Origin of the sequence: Streptomyces sp. NPDC047043 (assembly GCF_040644055.1) — a bacterium.
In the GTDB taxonomy this organism is placed as follows: Bacteria; Actinomycetota; Actinomycetes; order Streptomycetales; family Streptomycetaceae; genus Streptomyces.
The window spans coordinates 24,351-41,329 of the sequence record NZ_JBEYVO010000028.1; the positions used below are offsets into that span (position 1 = coordinate 24,351).

A 16,979-nucleotide genomic window follows, 5' to 3' on the forward strand; every position below is an offset into this window, starting at 1 on the left:
TAGGGACTTGAGCGGCCGTCAGGCCAGCTGCTCGGCGACCTCGACGCGCAGCAGCGCGCGGACATTCTCGATGTGGTTGGCGATCGTCACGACCGACGACCCCGCGAACAGCAGACCCACCGCCACGTTGTCGAGCGAGGTGACCAGGGAGCCCGAGTCGCCGCCCGCCGAGATGTTCGTGGTGAGGATCTGGTCCTTGAAGCGGGCCGTGCCCGCCGTGCCGTAGTTGACGTCGATGGTCGCGTCGACCGCCATCACCCGGCCGAAACTGATGTTGGTCGTCCGGCCGGTCTTCTTCACCAGGTCGCCGACCGCGACATTGGCCTTGCGCCGCCAGGCCCGCGGCGCCCCGCTGAAGTACTGCTCGCGGGTGGCGTCCTGGAACTCCACCGCGCCGAGCGCGCAGTCCACCACGTTGTTGTGCCGCTCCAGCGGGATCTGCGGGGCGAACTGGATCGTGATGAACCGCTCCAGGGTCGCGATCCGGTCCGCCGGGTCCGAGCCGCCGTCGAAGACACCGGGCTGCACGATCGGACTGCCGAGCTGGGCGCGGTTGGAGTCGGCCAGCACGTGGTTGTTGGACAGGACGTAGAACTTCGCCGGCGTGCCGAGGCCCGGCCCCGGCGGGTCGACCGTCGCGCCCGGCAGGAAGTCGTACACCACACTGCCCAACGTGCCCGCGGTCACCCGTACGTTGCCCACCGAGAAGCCCGAAGGGCAGGGCCGCATACGGCGCTTGAGGATCTGCGGCTCGAACGCGATGGACACACCGCCGAGTTCCTCCAGCAGCGGCTGGGTCAGCCGCGCCAGCTGCTCCTCGACGCCGCCGTCGGGGCCGTACGACACTCCCCGCCGTTCCTCCCGGCGGGAACCCGCCTGGCGCTGCTGGCGCTGCGCGGCGACATGACCGACCGCCACCACGTCCGTCGGTGTCCCGTCGTCCATCTGGTACGGGACCACGTCCCGCTCCGGCAGCATCGACTCCGGAACCTTCTGGGTCACGAACACCAACACCGCCTGCCGGCCGGTCGGTTCACCTCCGCTCCACTTCACGCCGTGGCCGAAGCCGACGACGTTCGCCAGCGGCTGCTCGCGGCGCAGGAAGTCCGACAGCGCCTGCTGCCGTGAACTGTCGCTGAGCTGTCCGCCGGTGGGTCCTCGCATCAGTTCGGGCTGGCTCGTCACGGCCAGACCACCTTCTTCCCCGGTGTCACGGTGATTCCGGGGCCGCGGCTACTCCTGCGCGGAGACCTCGCCGATGGCGAGCACGCGCACGGGTACGCCGTCGAGTTCGTCCGGAACCACGTCCTCGTCCCTGAGCCGGTCCCTGGGCACCTTGCGGGTCACGAAGACGACGATGACGTCCCGACCCGTGGCCTCGTCCCTCCCGGTCCCGACCCCCGTCACATTGGGCAGGCCCATCAGCCGGCCCTCATGGAGGCTGCGCGCACGACGTGCGTCCACTTCGGCTCGCCTCCCCCGGGTTCTCCAGGCAATTGGGTATCTATTGCCGTGGACACCGGCGGTCAAGGTGCTCTGCCGTAAATCATGGGATTGGGGAGGGTTGGCCCAAAACTGCCTTCCTTACGAAGATTCGTCCGACCAATTACCCGGGCACAAGGGTTTTTTGAGTCCCGTGGTCCGACGCGTACGGATTCATGGAAGCGTCTGCGCCGCCGTCGCCCGGCGTTCAACTCCCGTTCAGGCATGGGCGGGACGGTGGCGCCGACCCGAGGTCCGCCACCCTCCACGGCACACCCACCGTCACAGGAGACACCATGTCGCTCACCCGCAGGGACTTCGCCAGAAAATCCGCGATCACCGGTGCCGGTGTCGCACTGGCGGGCAGCGTCGGCGCCCTCGCCACCGCCCCGAACGCCCTTGCGTCCACGGACACCGACAGCGCGGGGGAGGAGTCGGCGGCCGCCCACGGCGGCGTCGGCTACGGACCGCTCCTGCCCGACCCGGACGGCATCCTCGCCCTCCCCGCCGGCTTCAAGTACCGGATCATCACGTACAGCGGCAAGACCAAGCTCGAGTCGGGTGAGTTCACCCCCTCCAACCACGACGGCACCTCCACCTTCGACGGCCCCCGCGGCGCGACCCTCCTGGTCAACAACCACGAGCTCAAGGGCCCGCGCGCCAACTGGAAGTACCCCGTCCCGCTCACCGACGGCCTCGTCTACGACCCCGCCGCGTCCGGCGGCTGCACCGTCGTCGAGGTGCGCCGCGACCAGGTCGCCGAGTGGGTCGGCATCGCCGGCACCTCGACCAACTGCGCGGGCGGCAACACCCCTTGGGGCACCTGGCTCACCTGCGAGGAGACCGAGGACAAGGCCGGCGTCAACGGCATGACCAAGGACCACGGCTACGTCTTCGAGGTCGACCCCTCCGACCGCCGTGCCAACCAGAACCCCAAGCCCATCAAGGCGCTGGGCCGTTACGCCCACGAGGCCGTCGTCATCGACCCCAAGCGAGGCCACGCCTTCCTCACCGAGGACGCGGCCGGCCCGAACGGCCTGCTGTACCGCTGGACCCCGCCGGAGGGCTACTGCCACGGCCGCGGCAAGTTCCGCACCCTCGCCGACGACGCCGGCGTCCTGCAGGCCTTCAAGTGCTTCGACTCCGGCGGCAAGTTCGTCGACGACCTCTCCCGCGCCACGAAGATCGGCACCGTGTACGGCGTCGACTGGGTCGACGTCCCCGACCGTGACGCCAAGACCACGCCCGTGCGCAAGCAGTTCACCGACGGCCAGGTCACGCGCGCCCGCAAGCTCGAGGGCATGTGGTGGGGCGACGGGGGCACTTACATCGTCTCCTCGTACGCGCGCACCGAGAGCCCCGTCCAGCACGACGGCGCCGTCTGGTTCTACGACCCCAAGCGCCGCACCCTCACGCTGAAGGTCCTGCTCGGCGTGAACCCCGACCCGTCCAAGGACGGCGCCTTCGACGGCCCCGACAACATCACCGTCTCCCCGTACGGTGGCCTCGTCATCGCCGAGGACGGCGAGGGCGTCCAGCACCTGTTCGGCGCGACCGACAGTGGCCGCACCTACCCGATCGCCCGCAACGAACTCAACATCGGCACCGAAGAGGCGCCGGAATACAGCGAGTTCACCGGGGTCACGTTCTCGCCCGACGGCAGGACCCTGTTCGCGAACATCCAGACGCCGGGGATCATGCTGGCGATCACGGGTCCGTGGAAGCGCCAGCAGCGCGGCTGATGCGCTGACGGCAATTTAATTCGCTCGCTCGACTCGCGGCCGTCCTCCTAAAGTTGTGCATGTCCAGGTGCGAAGGCAGGACCTACTTCCACTCTTAATGGGGAGGCCGCGGGTTCGAATCCCGCCACCGGTTCCACGAGCCGGTGTAGCTCAGAGGCAGAGCACCTACGTCGGTTCCGCCGACCTCGATCTCTGGACACCACAACTTCATTGCACCTCCCGGTGCGAATCATTGATCTCGGGGAGGCGCAGCTCAAGGTGGGTGCCCGGTGCGCAGGCAGCGGATACTTCAGGGACCTGGTCCGCCGAGCGCGGGTGCGGGTTCGAATCCCGCCATCGGCCCGGTGCCGATGTGGCGGAAATGGGAAGACGCGCCAGGTTATAGTCCCGTCGCCGACTCCTGAACTCGGGCACCCTCCTTTTGCTGCGCCTCCCTCCGAAACCGAAGCAGAAACCGAAACGGAATTCGGGGGAATTCACCATGGCGCGATTCAACTCCAAGGCCGCCCGGGCGCACCCCACTTCGCGGGTCACCTCCACGGGCCGCGTCCTGCGCAGCTACGAGGGCGGAAAGGGCCGCGAGCGCGACGCGCGCTCCGAGCTCTTCCTGCTCGCGGTCGCCAACTTCGTGTCCCAGCAGACCTTCTACGAGTCCGGCGCCGACCGCGACGACCGCTTCGCACGCCTGGTGCGCAAGCTCGCCGTGGAGGACCCGGCCTGGACCGCCGGCCTGCTCGGCTGGCTGCGCGGCGAGGGAAACCTTCGTACGGCCTCGATCGTGGGCGCCGCCGAGTACGTGAAGGCGCGCCTCGACGCGGGCGCCACCGACGGTCCGTCGAACCGCCAGGTCGTGGCCTCCGTACTGCAGCGTCCCGACGAGCCGGGCGAGCTGCTCGCGTACTGGACCGCGACGTACGGCCGCGCAGTGCCCAAGCCGGTCAAGCGGGGTGTCGCCGACGCCGTACGACGGCTCTACCACGGCAAGTCGCTGCTGAAGTACGACACCGCGTCCAAGGGCTACCGCTTCGGCGACATCCTCAACCTGGTGCATGCGGCGCCGGACCCGGACAAGCCGTGGCAGGGCGAGCTGTTCCAGTACGCCCTCGACCGCCGGCACAACCCGGACACCGCGGTGCCGCCCGCGTCCAGCCGTGTCCTCACCGCGCACCGCGAGCTGATGGCGCTGCCGGTGGCCCGGCGGCGCGCGGTGGTGACCTCGGCGGGCGGCGCGGAGCGGCTCGCGGCGGCCGGGATGACCTGGGAGGCGCTGGCCGGGTGGCTGCAGGGCCCGATGGACAAGGCGGCCTGGGAGGCCGTGATTCCGTCGATGGGTGCGATGGCACTCGTACGGAACCTGCGGAACTTCGACCAGGCCGGGGTCTCCGACGAGGTCGCGGCCCGGGTCGCGGCCAAGATCAGTGACCCGGCGGAGGTCGCGCGCTCGCGGCAGTTCCCCTTCCGGTACCTCGCCGCGTACCAGCACGCGCCCTCGCTGCGCTGGTCGTACCCGCTGGAGCAGGCGCTCGGCCACTCGCTGGCCAACGTGCCCGCGCTGCCCGGCCGGACGCTGGTCCTCGTGGACCGTTCGGGCTCGATGTGGGCGCCGCTGTCCGACCGCTCGGAGCTCAACCGGGCCGACGCGGCGGCGATCTTCGGCACGGCGCTCGCGCTGCGGGCGAAGAAGGCGGACCTCGTCGAGTTCGGCACCACGAACCGGCGGCTGTCCTTCCGCAAGGGCGAGTCGGTGCTGAAGATCCTCGGCCGCTTCGGCGACCTGGGCGGCACCGACACCACCTCGGCGATCCGCGCGCACTACCGGGGCCAGGACCGGGTGCTGATCGTCACCGACGAGCAGTACGCGTTCAGCCACTACGGCGACCCGACCGAGCAGGTCCCGGCGAACGTGCCGGTCTACACCTGGAACCTCGCCGGCTACCGCGCGGGCCACGGCCCGTCCGGCAAGGCGAACCGGCACACCTTCGGGGGCCTGGGCGACGCGGCGTTCCGCATGGTCCCGCTGCTCGAGGCCGCCCGGGACGCCGACTGGCCGTGGGTCGCCCGGGCCGCCTGAGCCGCCGAATCGTGGCCCGCACTTCTACGGGGGGTGCGGGCCACACCCTTGCCCGCCCCTTGTCCACAGGGCCATTGATATCTAACATTTCAGTTCGTGGAGGCCATACGACCCGTCCGGCGCACCCTCCTCAGGGACCGCGCCTACGAAGCCATCCGGGACGCCATCGTGGCCGGGGAGATCGAGCCCGGCGCGGTGGTGCGGGACGGCGAGCTCGCCGAGCGGCTCGGGCTGTCCCGGGCGCCCGTGCGGGAGGCCTTCTCGCGGCTGGTGGACGAGGGGCTGCTGGAGAGCAAGCCGCAGAGCTACACCCGGGTGACCCCGGTCGTCACCGCCGATGTGCGGGACGCCGCCGCCGTGGTCGGCGCCATGCACGAGCTGGCCACGCGGGTCGCCGTGCCCCGCCTCTTCGCCGCCGACGTCCAGGCGATGCGCACCGCCAACGAGCGGTTCGCCGCCGCCGTCGGCGCGGGTGACGTCGACGGGGCCCTGAGCGCCGACGACGATCTGCACGACGTCCTCGTCCGGGTCGCCGGCAACCACGCGGCCACCGCCACCATCGCCCGCTACACCCCGCTCATCCGCCGCCTCGAGCGCCGTCGCTTCGGCGATAGCACCTGCCGTTCGGCCGGGCTGCACGAGCAGCTGATCGAGGCCTGCGCGGCCGGTGAGACGGACATCGCGGTCCGCGTCACCGCGGAGATCTGGCGGAGTCTCGCGGACCTCGTAGACCTGACCGACGGCGACTGATCCGGATCACCCCGGGAGGACCCATGTCCCTTTCCTCGTACGACCGTTACCCCCTCCTCTTCGGCCCCTCCCCGGTGCACCCGCTGGAGCGCCTGACCGCGCACCTCGGCGGTGCCTCGCTCTGGGCCAAGCGGGAGGACTGCAACTCCGGGATCGCATACGGCGGGAACAAGACCCGCAAGCTGGAGTACCTGGTCGCGGACGCGCTCGCCAAGGGCTGCGACACGCTCGTGTCGATCGGCGGCGTCCAGTCCAACCACACCCGCCAGGTCGCGGCCGTCGCCGCCCGCGCCGGGCTCAAGTGCGTGCTGATCCAGGAGAGTTGGGTGGAGTGGCCCGACTCCGTGTACGACAAGGTCGGCAACATCCTGCTCAGCCGCCTGGCCGGAGCCGACGTACGGCTGGTGAGGGCCGGGTTCGGCATCGGGTTCAAGGAGAGCTGGGAGCAGGCGCTCCGTGAGGTCGAGGAGTCGGGCGGGAAGCCGTACGCCATCCCGGCCGGGGCGTCCGACCACCCGCTCGGCGGCCTCGGGTTCGCCGGATGGGCGTACGAAGTCGCCGAGCAGGAGCGGGAGTTGGAGGTCTTCTTCGACACCGTCGTCGTCTGTTCGGTGACCGGGTCGACCCAGGCGGGCATGGTCGCGGGCTTCGCGGCGCTGGAGGAGGCGGGCGGGCGGCCGCGGCGCGTGCTCGGCATCGACGCCTCGGCCAAGCCCGCCGCCACCCGTGAGCAGATCGCCCGGATCGCGCAGAACACCGGGCAACTCATCGGGGTCAAGCGGGAGTTGGCCGAGGCGGACGTCGAGCTGGACGAGCGCTACCACGCGGGCATCTACGGCATCCCCGACGAGACCACGCTGGCGGCGATGCGGCTGGCCGCCCGCACCGAGGGCATGGTCACCGACCCCGTGTACGAGGGGAAGTCGATGGCCGGGATGGTCGACCTGGTCGAGCGCGGCGAGATCGCCGCCGACTCGACCGTGCTCTACGCCCACCTGGGCGGCCAGCCCGCGCTCAACGCGTACAGCGCGCTGTTCCAGACGGCCTGAGGACGGCCTGAGGGGCCTCCCGGGCGCACGACGCCACTTCCGGCACAGGCCTAGGTCGTGTCCGCAAAGTCCCGTCGTTCGCCCGAAGGGCGGGCTCCGCGGCGTCTGGTGCATGCTCTCGGCGTGCCGTGCGGAAGCCCTCGTACTGGACGTACTTGGGCTTTCGGCCGGTGCGGCGAGTGGGGACACCTCCCGCGCCCTTGAGGCGGCGGGGGAGCGTGCCAGGCGTCGCGGAGCCGGCGGGACTTTGCGGACACGACCTAGGCGGGCCTGCGGCGCCCGGTGATCACGAAGGCCGACACCAGCAGGGCGGTCAGGCCGATCAGGGCGCCGACGCCGAACGCGCGCGCCGCTCCGTGGACGAGGATCTCGGACGGGGTGCCGGAGGCGTGCCGGGTCGCCGTGCCGAAGACCGTGACCAGGACCGACAGTCCGACCGTGCCGCCCAGCCACTGCAGGGTCTGCAGCAGGCCGGAGGCGGCGCCGGCCTCGCGCGGTTCGATACGGGCGAGGATCGTCGCGTTGAGCGGCATGAAGCTCAGGCCCACGCCGATGCCGATCAGCAGCAACGGGCCGAGCAGTCCGTCCGCGTAGCCGTCGCCGGGTGCGAGCCGCCACAGCCAGGCGGCCGCGGTGACGAGCAGGGCCATGCCGGTGAGCAGGACCGGCTTGGCGCCGACCCGGGCGAGCAGTCGCGGCACGAAGCGGACGGTCGTGAACAACACCAGGGTCATCGGCAGGAAGGCGAACCCGGCGCGCAACGGGCTGTAGTCCAGGACCTGTTGGCTGATCAGGGTGAGGAAGTAGAACGCGCCGAACATGCCCGCGGGCAGCAGCAGGACGCCCGCGTAACCGCCCGCACGATTGCGGTCGGAGAAGAGCCGCAGCGGCAGGATCGGCTGGGCGGCGCGTGATTCGACGAGCGTGAAGCCGGCGAGCAGTGCGGCGGCCGTACTGAATCCGAGCAGGGCCTGGGTGTCGCTCCAGCCTTCCTCCGAGACCCGGATGAACGCGTACACGAGCGAGGACATCCCCGCCGTGCCGGTCAGCGCCCCCGCCGCGTCGAACCTGCCCGCGTGGCGCGGGGTTTCGGTGACGAAGCGGGGCAGGGCGAGGGCCACCCCGATGCCGATCGGGACGTTGATCAGCAGGGCCCAGCGCCAGGACGCCCAGGAGGTGAGCATGCCGCCGATGACCAGGCCGATGGAGGCACCGATGCCGGCCATGGAGGTATAGATGCCCAGGGCGTGGTGGCGGCGGGGTCCCTCGGGAAAGTTGGTGGTGATCAGGGCGAGGGTGCTGGGCGCGGTGAGCGCGGCGCCCACGCCCTGCAGCGCGCGGGCCGCGAGCAGCCAGGCGCTGTCGGTGGCGAGCCCGCCGAGCAGGGAGGAGCCGGCGAAGAGCAGGACGCCGGTGGTGAGGGTGCGGCGGCGGCCGACGATGTCACCGACGCGTCCGCCGAGCAGCAGCAGACCACCGAACGCGAGCGTGTAGGCGTTGAGGACCCAGGACAGGCCGGTGCGGCTGAAGCCGAGGTCCTTCTGAATGTCGGGCAGCGCGACGTTGACGACGGTGGAGTCGACGCCGACCATCAGGTAGGCGGTGACGATGACGAAGAGGACGGTGCCGAGCCTGGCGGGGTGTTGTGGTGCGGGGAGCGCTTCGGTGGTGGTGCCGGACGGGCTGGACATGGAGTTCTCCCGTGTCGATGTCCCCCGGGTGAGATGCGCGCGGGCAGCACGAAGCAAGGGAATGTGGGCAGGTGAGGGTGGCCCGCGGAGATAACCGGGGACTGTCTCCGTTTAACTCTCGCTAAGATACGGAGAGTGTCCCCGGTTCGCAAGGAGTATCTGGATGACGCAGGCCAAGCCCATGCGGGCGGATGCTCGGCGCAACTACGAGCGGCTGCTGAAGGTCGCTGCGGAGGCCTTCGCCGAGCACGGGGAGAGTGCGTCCCTCGACGACATCGCCAAGCGGGCGGGGGTCGGGTCGGGCACGCTGTACCGGCACTTCCCGACGCGGCAGGCGCTGCTGGAGGCGGTGTACGTCGACACGATCGAGGCGCTCGCGAACCGCGCCGACGAGATCGCGAAGGAGCTGCCGCCGGGTGAGGCGCTGGCGGAGTGGCTCTACGAGGTGTGCATCGGCACGATCGAGGTCCGCGGCCTGAAGTCCCTGCTGGGCTCGGCCGTCTCGGACGGGAGCAACGCGGCGCTCACGGCGTGCGGGACCCATATGAAGGGGGCGGCGGAGCGGTTGGTCGCGGCGGCTCAGCAGGAGGGCACGCTGCGCCCGGACATCGAGCCGATCGAGGTGCTGCGGCTGGCCCACGGGGTGTCCCACGCCTCGGAGTTGGCGAACGGCGGGACACAGCACCTCCGCCGGTATCTGTCGCTACTGACGGAGGGTCTGCGGGCGTAGCCGCGCGGGCTAGAGAGCCTGCGCGGCCGGCTTCACCATGTTGCGGACCGTGCGGGCCTTCACGAACTCGCCCATGGCCGTCATCTCCCACTCGCCGGAGAACTGGCGGATCAGCTTGGCCATCATCACGCCCGTCTGGGCTTCGGCGTTGGTGAGGTCGAAGCGGACGAGCTCCTCGCCGGTCGCCGCGTCCAGGAGGCGGCAGTAGGCCTTGGCGACCTCGGTGAACTTCTGGCCGGAGAAGGAGTTGACGGTGAAGACCAGGCCGGTGGCGTCCTGGGGGATGCGGCCGAGGTCGACCACGATGACCTCGTCGTCGCCCCCGCCCTCGCCGGTGAGGTTGTCGCCGGAGTGCTTGATCGCGCCGTTGAGGATGGACAGCTTGCCGAAGTAGCAGCTGTCGATGTGGTTGCGCTGCGGGCCGTAGGCGATGACCGACGCGTCGAGGTCGATGTCCTTGCCGCGGAACGCCGGCTCCCAGCCGAGGCCCATCTTGACCTGGGAGAGCAGCGGGCGGCCGCCCTTGACGAGGGAGACCGTCTGGTTCTTCTGGAGGCTGACCCGGCCCTTGTCGAGGTTGATCTTCCCGGTGCCGGGAGCGGCGGGGGCCGCGGCGGCGGGCGGGGCCGGAGGAGGCGGCGGGGTGGTGGACAGGGGCGGGGCCGGCGGGGCCACGGGGGCCTGCATCGTGGGTGTCGGCGGAGCCACCGGCTGGGGGGCCGGCGCCGGTTCCTCCACGGTGACGCCGAAGTCGGTGGCGATGCCCGCCAGCCCGTTCGCGTACCCCTGGCCGACCGCCCGCGCCTTCCACTGGCCGCCCCGCAGATAGATCTCGACGATCACCAGCGCCGTCTCCGCGCCCAGCTGCGGGGGCGTGAACGTGGCCAGGACGGAGCCGTCGTCCGCGTTCCGGATCGTCGCCGTCGGCTCGATGCCCTGGAAGGTCTGGCCCGCGGCGTCCGGGCTGGCGGTGACGACGATCTTCTCGATGCCGGGCGGGACGGCGGCGGTGTCGACGGTGATCGCGTCCGGCGCCGCACCGCCGCCGGAGCGGTACGTCACGCCGGGTCCGCTCGGCTGGTTGTAGAAGATGAAGTCGGCGTCGGAGCGCACCTTGCCGTCGCCGGTGAGCAGCAGGCCCGACACGTCGAGCCGCACGGGGGCGGCGACGTCCACCGCCACCCGCGAGGCGGAGAGAGGGATGTTCGAGCCTGGGGTCATAGCTGTCATGCCGGGTCAACGAACGAGGTGGCTTTACCGTTCCCTTAAACTTCTACGGCACCACGACGATCTTCCGCCCCACTCCCGCCGCGAACTGGTCCAGCGCCGCCGGGTACTGCTCCAGCGGGATGCGGTCGCTGATGAAGATCTCCGGGTCCAGCACCCCGTTCGCGAACAGCTCCGCCGCCCGCTCGAAGCTGTGGAGCACCGCCATGGAGCCGGTGATGGTGATCTCCTGGTTGTAGATGCGGTACGGGTCGATCGTCACGCGCGTCGCGTAGTCGGCGACCCCGAACTGCAGGAAGGTGCCCGCCTTCGCCACGCGCTCCAGGCCGTCCTGGATCGCCGCCGCGTTGCCGGTCGCGTCCACCACGACGTCCCAGCCCTGCGGCCGTTCGAGTTCGTCCGCGTTCGCCGCCGACGCCGAGACGCCCAGCCGTACGGCGGTCTCCAGGCGCGTCGGGTTCAGGTCCACCACGTCCACGCTCGCCGCGCCGGTCCGCTTGGCGAGCTCCAGCATCATCAGGCCCATCGTCCCCGAGCCGTAGATCAGGACGTGCGCGCCCAGCCGGGACTGCAGGACGTCGTAGCCGCGCACCGCGCAGGACAGCGGCTCCACGAGGGCCGCGTCCTGGGTGCGGACGTGCTCGGGCAGCTTCACGCAGTTCGCGACCGGGGCCACCGCGAACTGCGCCGCCCCTCCGGCCGTGGTCACGCCGATCGCGGCCCACCGCTCGCAGAGGTTGTTGTGTCCCGTACGGCAGTACCGGCACTCGTAGCAGTACAGGGACGGGTCGACCGCCACCCGGTCGCCGACCGCGACCTCCGTGACCTGGGTGCCGACGCCGACCACCTCGCCGGCGAACTCGTGCCCGGGCACGATCGGCAGCTTCGGTGCGAACTCGCCCTGCAGGATGTGCAGATCGGTGCCGCAGAGGCCGCACGCGGCGACCTCGACGACGACCTCGCGCGGCCCGGGCGTCGGGTCCGGGACCTCGGCGACGACGGCGCGGCCCACGGACTCGATGACGGCGGCCTTCATTTGACGGCTCCCAGTGACAGGCCCTGGACCAGCTTGTCCTGGGCGGCGAACCCCGCGGCGAGCACCGGCAGGGAGATGACGAGCGACGCGGCGCACACCTTCGCCAGGAACAGGCCCTGGCTGGTGATGAAGCCGGTCAGGAAGACGGGGGCGGTCTCGGCGACCACGCCCGTCAGGACTCGGGCGAAGAGGAGTTCGTTCCAGCTGAAGATGAAGCAGATCAGGGCTGTTGCGGCGATGCCGGGCAGGGCGATCGGGGCCACCACGCGCGCGAGGATCGTCGGCAGGCGTGCCCCGTCGATCTGCGCCGCCTCGATCACCGCCACCGGGACCTCGGCCAGGAACGACTGCATCATCCACACGGCGATCGGCAGGTTCATGGAGGTGTACAGGATGACCAGCAGCCAGATGTTGTCGAGCATGTCCGTGTTCTTGGCGAACAGGTAGATCGGCAGCAGGCCCGCGACGATCGGCAGCATCTTCGTCGACAGGAAGAAGAACAGGACGTCCGTCCACTTCTTCACCGGGCGGATCGAGAGCGCGTACGCCGCCGGGAGGGCGAGCAGCAGCACCAGGGCCGTCGACGCCACGGACGCCACCGTCGAGTTGATCAGCGACGGCCAGGGGCTCGCGCCGCCGCCCGTGCCGAAGAACTCGCGGTAGCCGTCCAGGGTGAGGGCGGCCCCGAAGGACGGCGGGTTGGTGGCCGCGTCCGCCTCGGAGTGGAAGGACGTCAGTGCCATCCAGGCGATGGGCAGGAAGAAGACGATCCCGACCAGCCAGGCCACCAGGCCCAGGCCGACTCCCTTGCGGCGGGGGCTTGTTCGTACGGCGACCGTGCTCATGCGCGGGACACCTCCTCGCGGAACAGGGACGACACCACGCGCAGGGCGAAGGTCGCGATGATGATCGAGCCGATGACCACCAGGACGCCCGCGGCCGAGGCGAGGCCGTTCTCGTGCGCCTGGTAGAAGCTCTGGTAGACGGTGTAGGGGAGGTTGGCGGTGCCCAGGCCGCCGGACGTGATCGTGAAGACCGCGTCGAAGTTCTGGACGATGTAGATCGAGCCCAGCAGGGCGCCGAGTTCGAGGTAGCGGCGCAGGTGCGGGAGCGTCAGATGGCGGAAGATCTGCCAGTCGCTTGCACCGTCGACCCGCGCGGCCTCCAACTGCTCGTTGTCACGGCTCTGCAGGCCCGCCAGCAGGATCAGCATCATGAACGGCGTCCACTGCCAGATCAGCGATGCCTCCACCGCGAGCAGCGGGTTGTTGGAGATCCAGTCCGGCTGCGGGCCGCCCACGTAGTGCAACAGGCCGTTGAGCAGGCCGTATTCAGGGTTGAACAGCACGTGCTTCCAGAGCAGGGCGGCCGCCACCGGGACCACCAGGAACGGTGCGATCAGCAGTGTGCGGACCACGCCCCGGCCGCGGAATTTGCGGTCCAGGAGCAGGGCGAGCGCCAGGCCCAGGATCAGGCTGAGCAGGACCACCGTGGCCGTCAGCAGGACCGTCGTCCACACCGAGTGGCGCAGGTCCGCGTCGGTCAGGACCTCCTTGTAGTTGTCGAGGCCGGTGAAGTGACGGGCGTTCGGGTACAGCGCGTTCCAGTCGAAGAACGAGATCACCAGCGTGGCCACGAACGGGAGCTGGGTCACCATGATCATGAAGACCAGGGCGGGCAGCAGCGGGGCGCGGGTGGCCCAGGCCTTCAGCCGGGCGGAGGGCCGGTGCGTGCTGCGTACGGGCGTTGCGACGGTCGGAGCCGTAGTCGTGGCGGTCATCGTCCCTCGTACTCCTTCGAGATCTTCTCGGCGAGCTGCTGGGACTTCTTCAGTGCCGAGTCGACGGACTGGCGTCCGGCGATGGCGGCACTGATCTCCTGGGAGACCTTGGTGCCGAGATCGGTGAACTCGGGGATGCCGACGAACTGGATGCCGGGTGCGGGGCGCGGCTGCACCCCCGGGTCGTTGGGCTTGGCGCCTTCGATGGCCTGCTTCGTCATCTCCTGGAAGGCCGCCGCCGACTTGCGGTAGTCGGCGTTCGCGTACGTCGACGCGCGCTTGCCCGCGGGCACGTTGGGCCAGCCGCTGGTCTCGCCGACCAGCTGCTCGTACTGCTTGCTGGACGCCCAGGACACGAACTTCCAGGCCTTGTCCGGGTTGCGGGAGGCCTTCTGGATGCCCCAGGCCCAGGTGTAGAGCCAGCCGGAGGAGTCCGTCTTCTCGACGGGCGCGGGGGCGTAGCCGAGCTTGCCCTTGACCGGGGAGTTCGACGCCTCCAGGGAACCGGCGGCCGACGTGGCGTCGTACCACATGGCGACCTTGCCCTGCGTCATGTTGTTCAGGCACTCGGCGAAGCCGGACTGTGCGGCGCCGGACTCACCGTGCGCCCGCACCAGGTCGACGTAGAACTTCGTCGCCTTCTCGAAGGCGGGGGAGTCGAGTCGGGCCTTCCAGTCCTTGGTGAACCAGGTGCCGCCGAAGGTGTTCACGACCGTGGTGAGCGGCGCCATGACCTCGCCCCAGCCCGGCAGGCCGCGCAGACAGATGCCGCGCATCCCGGACTTGGCCCCGTCGACCTCGGCGGCGAGCTTCGCCACCTGGTCCCAGGTGGGGTGGGCCGGCATCGTCAGACCCTTCTCGGCGAACACGTCCTTGCGGTACATCAGGAAGGACGACTCGCCGTAGAACGGCTGCCCGTAGAGCTTGCCGTCGTCGGCGGTCAGGGACTGCCGCATCGGCCCCAGCACGTCCTGCTCGTCGTACGACGGGTCCTTGGCGACGTACGAGTTCATCTCGTGCAGCCAGCTGTTCTTGGCGTAGATGGGGATCTCGTAGTTGCTGAGCGTCGCCACGTCGTACTGGCCCGCCTGGTTGGCGAAGTCCTGGCTGATCTTGTCCCGGACGTCGTTCTCCGGCAGGACGGTGAAGTTCACCTTGATGCCGGTCTCCTTGGTGAAGTGGGCCTTGGTGAGTTTCTGCAGCTCCACCATCTGCGGGTTGTTGACCATCAGGACGTTGATGGAGTTGCCGCCGGAGCCGCCCCCGCCCGCCCCGACCCAACAGCCGGAGAGCAGCGGGGCGAGCAGCGTCCCTGCGGCGGCCATGGCGAGCGTGGCTCGCGTCGGCCGTCGTCGGCTCTGGGTTCGCATGGATCGCTCCTGAACATATGGGGAGATAAAGGGCGCGGTTGAGGCGTGGGGGTGCCCTGGGGAGTGGGTTTGTTCTTCGGGCGCGGTATTTCAGACGCGGATGACCTGTGGTCCCAGCAGTGAGTAGCGGTGGGCCTCGGCGGACGGGAGCAGGGTGCTGGTGACGATCGTCTCCAGTGCGCCGATCTCCGCGAACCGGCAGAAGCTGACCGCCCCGAACTTGGTGTGCACGCCGGCGAACACCGTGCGGCGCGCGGCCCGGATGGCCTGCGCCTTGACCTCGCTCACGGCCGGGTCGGGGGTGGTCAGGCCGTGCTCGCGGGAGATGCCGTTGGCGCCGATGAAGGCGAGGTCGAGGACGAAACCGGCCAGCATCTTGGTCGTCCAGTGGTCGACGGTGGCCAGCGTGCCGGGGCGGACCCGGCCGCCGAGCAGCAGCACGGAGATGCCGTCGGCCTCGGCGAGCGCGCCCGCGACCGGCAGGGACGCGGTGACCACGGTCAGCGGCCGGTCCCCGGGCAGTGCCTCGGCGATGAGCTGCGGGGTGAAGCCCTCGTCGACGAAGACCGTCTCGGCGTCCCCGAGCAGCTCGGCCGCGGCGGCCGCGATCCGGCGCTTCTCGGGCACATGGCTGGTGGCGCGGAATTCCAGCGTCGTCTCGAAGCCGGCGCTCTCCACGGGGTAGGCGCCGCCGTGGGTGCGGCGGATCAGTCCGTGGTCCTCCAGGGCGCGCAGATCCCGCCGTACGGTCTCCTTGGCCACGCCCAGCTCGGTGGCGAGCGCGGTGACGTCGACCGAGCCGGTGGCGCGCGCGGCCCGCACGATCTCGCGCTGGCGCTCTTCCGCCGTCTTCGCGGTGTTCGCCGTCATCGCCGTCACCTGCTTCCCTGCTGTGGTGCCCGTTCGGGCCCGGTGCGGCCCATGCAGGAAGTTCTACAACCGGTCTGCGGCACTGACCAGGCCTGTTGCAGGACCGATGCTGCCCGTATGCGCCCGTTTGCGGAGCGGAGTGCCCGCCTCGGACCTGCGCGGCTGCGGAAGAGGGCGTGAGATCGGGCACCGGCGATGCCCGAATACGGCGGCGGGCGGGCCCGTTCGGTGCCCGCCCGCCGTGAAATCCAGCCGCTCAGTACGGCCAGATCGGCGGGTCGCTGACGAAGTGGCCGCCCAGGTAGGCGTGCGCGATGTTGTCCGGTTCCAGCTCGCCCTGCTCGGCGATCAGCTTCTCCGCGTACGGCTCGGAGTCGTCCTGGGGGTCGTAGCCGAGCGCCCGCGCGGTGGTGAGGTCCCACCACAGGCGGGTGTTCGCCGAGGAGCCGTAGACGACCGTGTGGCCGACGTTCTCGGCGGTCAGGGCCGCGTGGAAGAGGCGGGCGCCGTCGGGCGGGCTCATCCAGACCGACAGCATGCGCACGCTGGTCGGCTCCGGGAAGCAGGAGCCGATGCGCACGGACACGGTCTCCAGGCCGTACTTGTCCCAGTACAGCTGGGCGAGGTCCTCGCCGAAGGACTTGGACAGGCCGTAGAAGGTGTCCGGGCGGCGCGGGGTGTCGACGGGGATCAGGGGGTCCTCGCCCTGCGGGCGCGGGGTGAAGCCCACGGCGTGGTTGGAGGACGCGAAGACGATCCGCTGCACGCCCTCCTCGCGGGCGGCCTCGTACAGGTTGTACGTGCCCTCGATGTTCGCCTTGAGGATCTTCTCGAAGGGGGCTTCCAGGGAGATGCCGGCGAGGTGGATGATCGCGTCGACGCCCCGCACGGCCTCGCGCACGGCCTTCTTGTCGGCGAGATCGGCGGTGACCGCGTCCGGGTCGCCCTCGATCGGGCGCAGGTCGAGGAGGCGCAGCTCGTAGCCGAAGGCCGGGAGCAGGTTCCGCATCAGGGTGCCGAGCCCGCCTGCGGCGCCGGTGAGCAGAACGGTGCGGGGGGCTGGCATCCTCGGTTCTCCTTCGGTCAGCGGCCGCATGTGTGCACGGTATTCACATCCGTGGACACGCTAAGGATGGTCGACGTGCCTAGTCAAGTGTGCCGCGAAGCCCGGAATTCTGCTC

General features: G+C 70.3%; 15 protein-coding genes. 5 read left to right on the forward strand and 10 right to left on the reverse strand.

Going from position 1 to position 16,979, the window contains the following annotated elements:
- Nucleotides 1–18 precede the first annotated feature (18 nt).
- On the reverse strand, nt 19–1,185 hold the full coding sequence (locus ABZ880_RS36755) for a hypothetical protein (RefSeq protein WP_361272289.1): 1,167 nt from the start codon (nt 1,183–1,185) through the stop codon (nt 19–21).
- 48 nt (nt 1,186–1,233) lie between these two features.
- The gene (locus tag ABZ880_RS36760) at nt 1,234–1,464 is read right to left on the reverse strand and encodes a hypothetical protein (RefSeq protein ID WP_351582368.1); all 231 of its coding nucleotides are present in this window, start codon (nt 1,462–1,464) and stop codon (nt 1,234–1,236) included.
- A 314-nt stretch (nt 1,465–1,778) separates the two neighbouring features.
- Between ABZ880_RS36760 and ABZ880_RS36765 the strand changes: the two genes are divergently transcribed.
- The 4 genes from ABZ880_RS36765 (at nt 1,779) to ABZ880_RS36780 (ending at nt 7,094) form a co-directional block, all read left to right on the forward strand.
- On the forward strand, nt 1,779–3,224 hold the full coding sequence (locus ABZ880_RS36765; RefSeq protein WP_361272292.1) for an alkaline phosphatase PhoX: 1,446 nt from the start codon (nt 1,779–1,781) through the stop codon (nt 3,222–3,224).
- A 481-nt stretch (nt 3,225–3,705) separates the two neighbouring features.
- Entirely contained in the window at nt 3,706–5,295 is a 1,590-nt protein-coding gene (locus ABZ880_RS36770) for a TROVE domain-containing protein (protein ID WP_361272295.1), read from the forward strand.
- A gap of 96 nt (nt 5,296–5,391) precedes the next feature.
- Entirely contained in the window at nt 5,392–6,045 is a 654-nt protein-coding gene (locus ABZ880_RS36775) for a GntR family transcriptional regulator (RefSeq protein WP_361272298.1), read from the forward strand.
- A gap of 23 nt (nt 6,046–6,068) precedes the next feature.
- Nucleotides 6,069–7,094, forward strand: coding sequence for a 1-aminocyclopropane-1-carboxylate deaminase (locus tag ABZ880_RS36780; protein ID WP_361272301.1), 1,026 nt, complete (start codon nt 6,069–6,071; stop codon nt 7,092–7,094).
- A gap of 260 nt (nt 7,095–7,354) precedes the next feature.
- Here the strand turns inward: ABZ880_RS36780 and ABZ880_RS36785 are convergent, their stop codons facing one another.
- Nucleotides 7,355–8,785, reverse strand: a complete 1,431-nt coding sequence (locus tag ABZ880_RS36785) for an MFS transporter (protein WP_361272304.1) — start codon at nt 8,783–8,785, stop codon at nt 7,355–7,357.
- A gap of 163 nt (nt 8,786–8,948) precedes the next feature.
- On the opposite strand from ABZ880_RS36785, the gene ABZ880_RS36790 reads away from it, so the two are divergent.
- Complete coding sequence (locus tag ABZ880_RS36790; RefSeq protein ID WP_361272307.1) at nt 8,949–9,515, forward strand: helix-turn-helix domain-containing protein; 567 nt, start codon at nt 8,949–8,951, stop codon at nt 9,513–9,515.
- A gap of 9 nt (nt 9,516–9,524) precedes the next feature.
- Here ABZ880_RS36790 and ABZ880_RS36795 read toward each other — a convergent pair whose 3' ends face one another.
- The 7 genes from ABZ880_RS36795 to ABZ880_RS36825 all read right to left on the reverse strand — a co-directional run bounded on the left by ABZ880_RS36795 (nt 9,525) and on the right by ABZ880_RS36825 (nt 16,864).
- Nucleotides 9,525–10,736 carry a TerD family protein gene (locus tag ABZ880_RS36795; protein ID WP_361272669.1) on the reverse strand — a complete coding sequence of 404 codons (1,212 nt, stop codon included), beginning with the start codon at nt 10,734–10,736 and terminating at the stop codon, nt 9,525–9,527.
- 52 nt (nt 10,737–10,788) lie between these two features.
- The gene (locus ABZ880_RS36800) at nt 10,789–11,778 is read right to left on the reverse strand and encodes a zinc-dependent alcohol dehydrogenase family protein (protein ID WP_361272310.1); all 990 of its coding nucleotides are present in this window, start codon (nt 11,776–11,778) and stop codon (nt 10,789–10,791) included.
- The gene (locus ABZ880_RS36805) at nt 11,775–12,623 is read right to left on the reverse strand and encodes a carbohydrate ABC transporter permease (RefSeq protein ID WP_361272312.1); all 849 of its coding nucleotides are present in this window, start codon (nt 12,621–12,623) and stop codon (nt 11,775–11,777) included. Before ABZ880_RS36805 ends, ABZ880_RS36800 begins: the two co-directional genes overlap by 4 nt.
- A complete protein-coding gene (locus ABZ880_RS36810; RefSeq protein ID WP_361272315.1) occupies nt 12,620–13,558 on the reverse strand; it encodes a sugar ABC transporter permease in 939 nt (312 codons plus the stop codon). Before ABZ880_RS36810 ends, ABZ880_RS36805 begins: the two co-directional genes overlap by 4 nt.
- The gene (locus ABZ880_RS36815) at nt 13,555–14,928 is read right to left on the reverse strand and encodes a sugar ABC transporter substrate-binding protein (protein ID WP_361272317.1); all 1,374 of its coding nucleotides are present in this window, start codon (nt 14,926–14,928) and stop codon (nt 13,555–13,557) included. Before ABZ880_RS36815 ends, ABZ880_RS36810 begins: the two co-directional genes overlap by 4 nt.
- 90 nt (nt 14,929–15,018) lie before the next feature.
- Nucleotides 15,019–15,798, reverse strand: coding sequence for a DeoR/GlpR family DNA-binding transcription regulator (locus ABZ880_RS36820; RefSeq protein WP_361272321.1), 780 nt, complete (start codon nt 15,796–15,798; stop codon nt 15,019–15,021).
- A 256-nt stretch (nt 15,799–16,054) separates the two neighbouring features.
- Complete coding sequence (locus tag ABZ880_RS36825) at nt 16,055–16,864, reverse strand: NAD(P)-dependent oxidoreductase (RefSeq protein ID WP_361272324.1); 810 nt, start codon at nt 16,862–16,864, stop codon at nt 16,055–16,057.
- Nucleotides 16,865–16,979 lie beyond the last annotated feature (115 nt).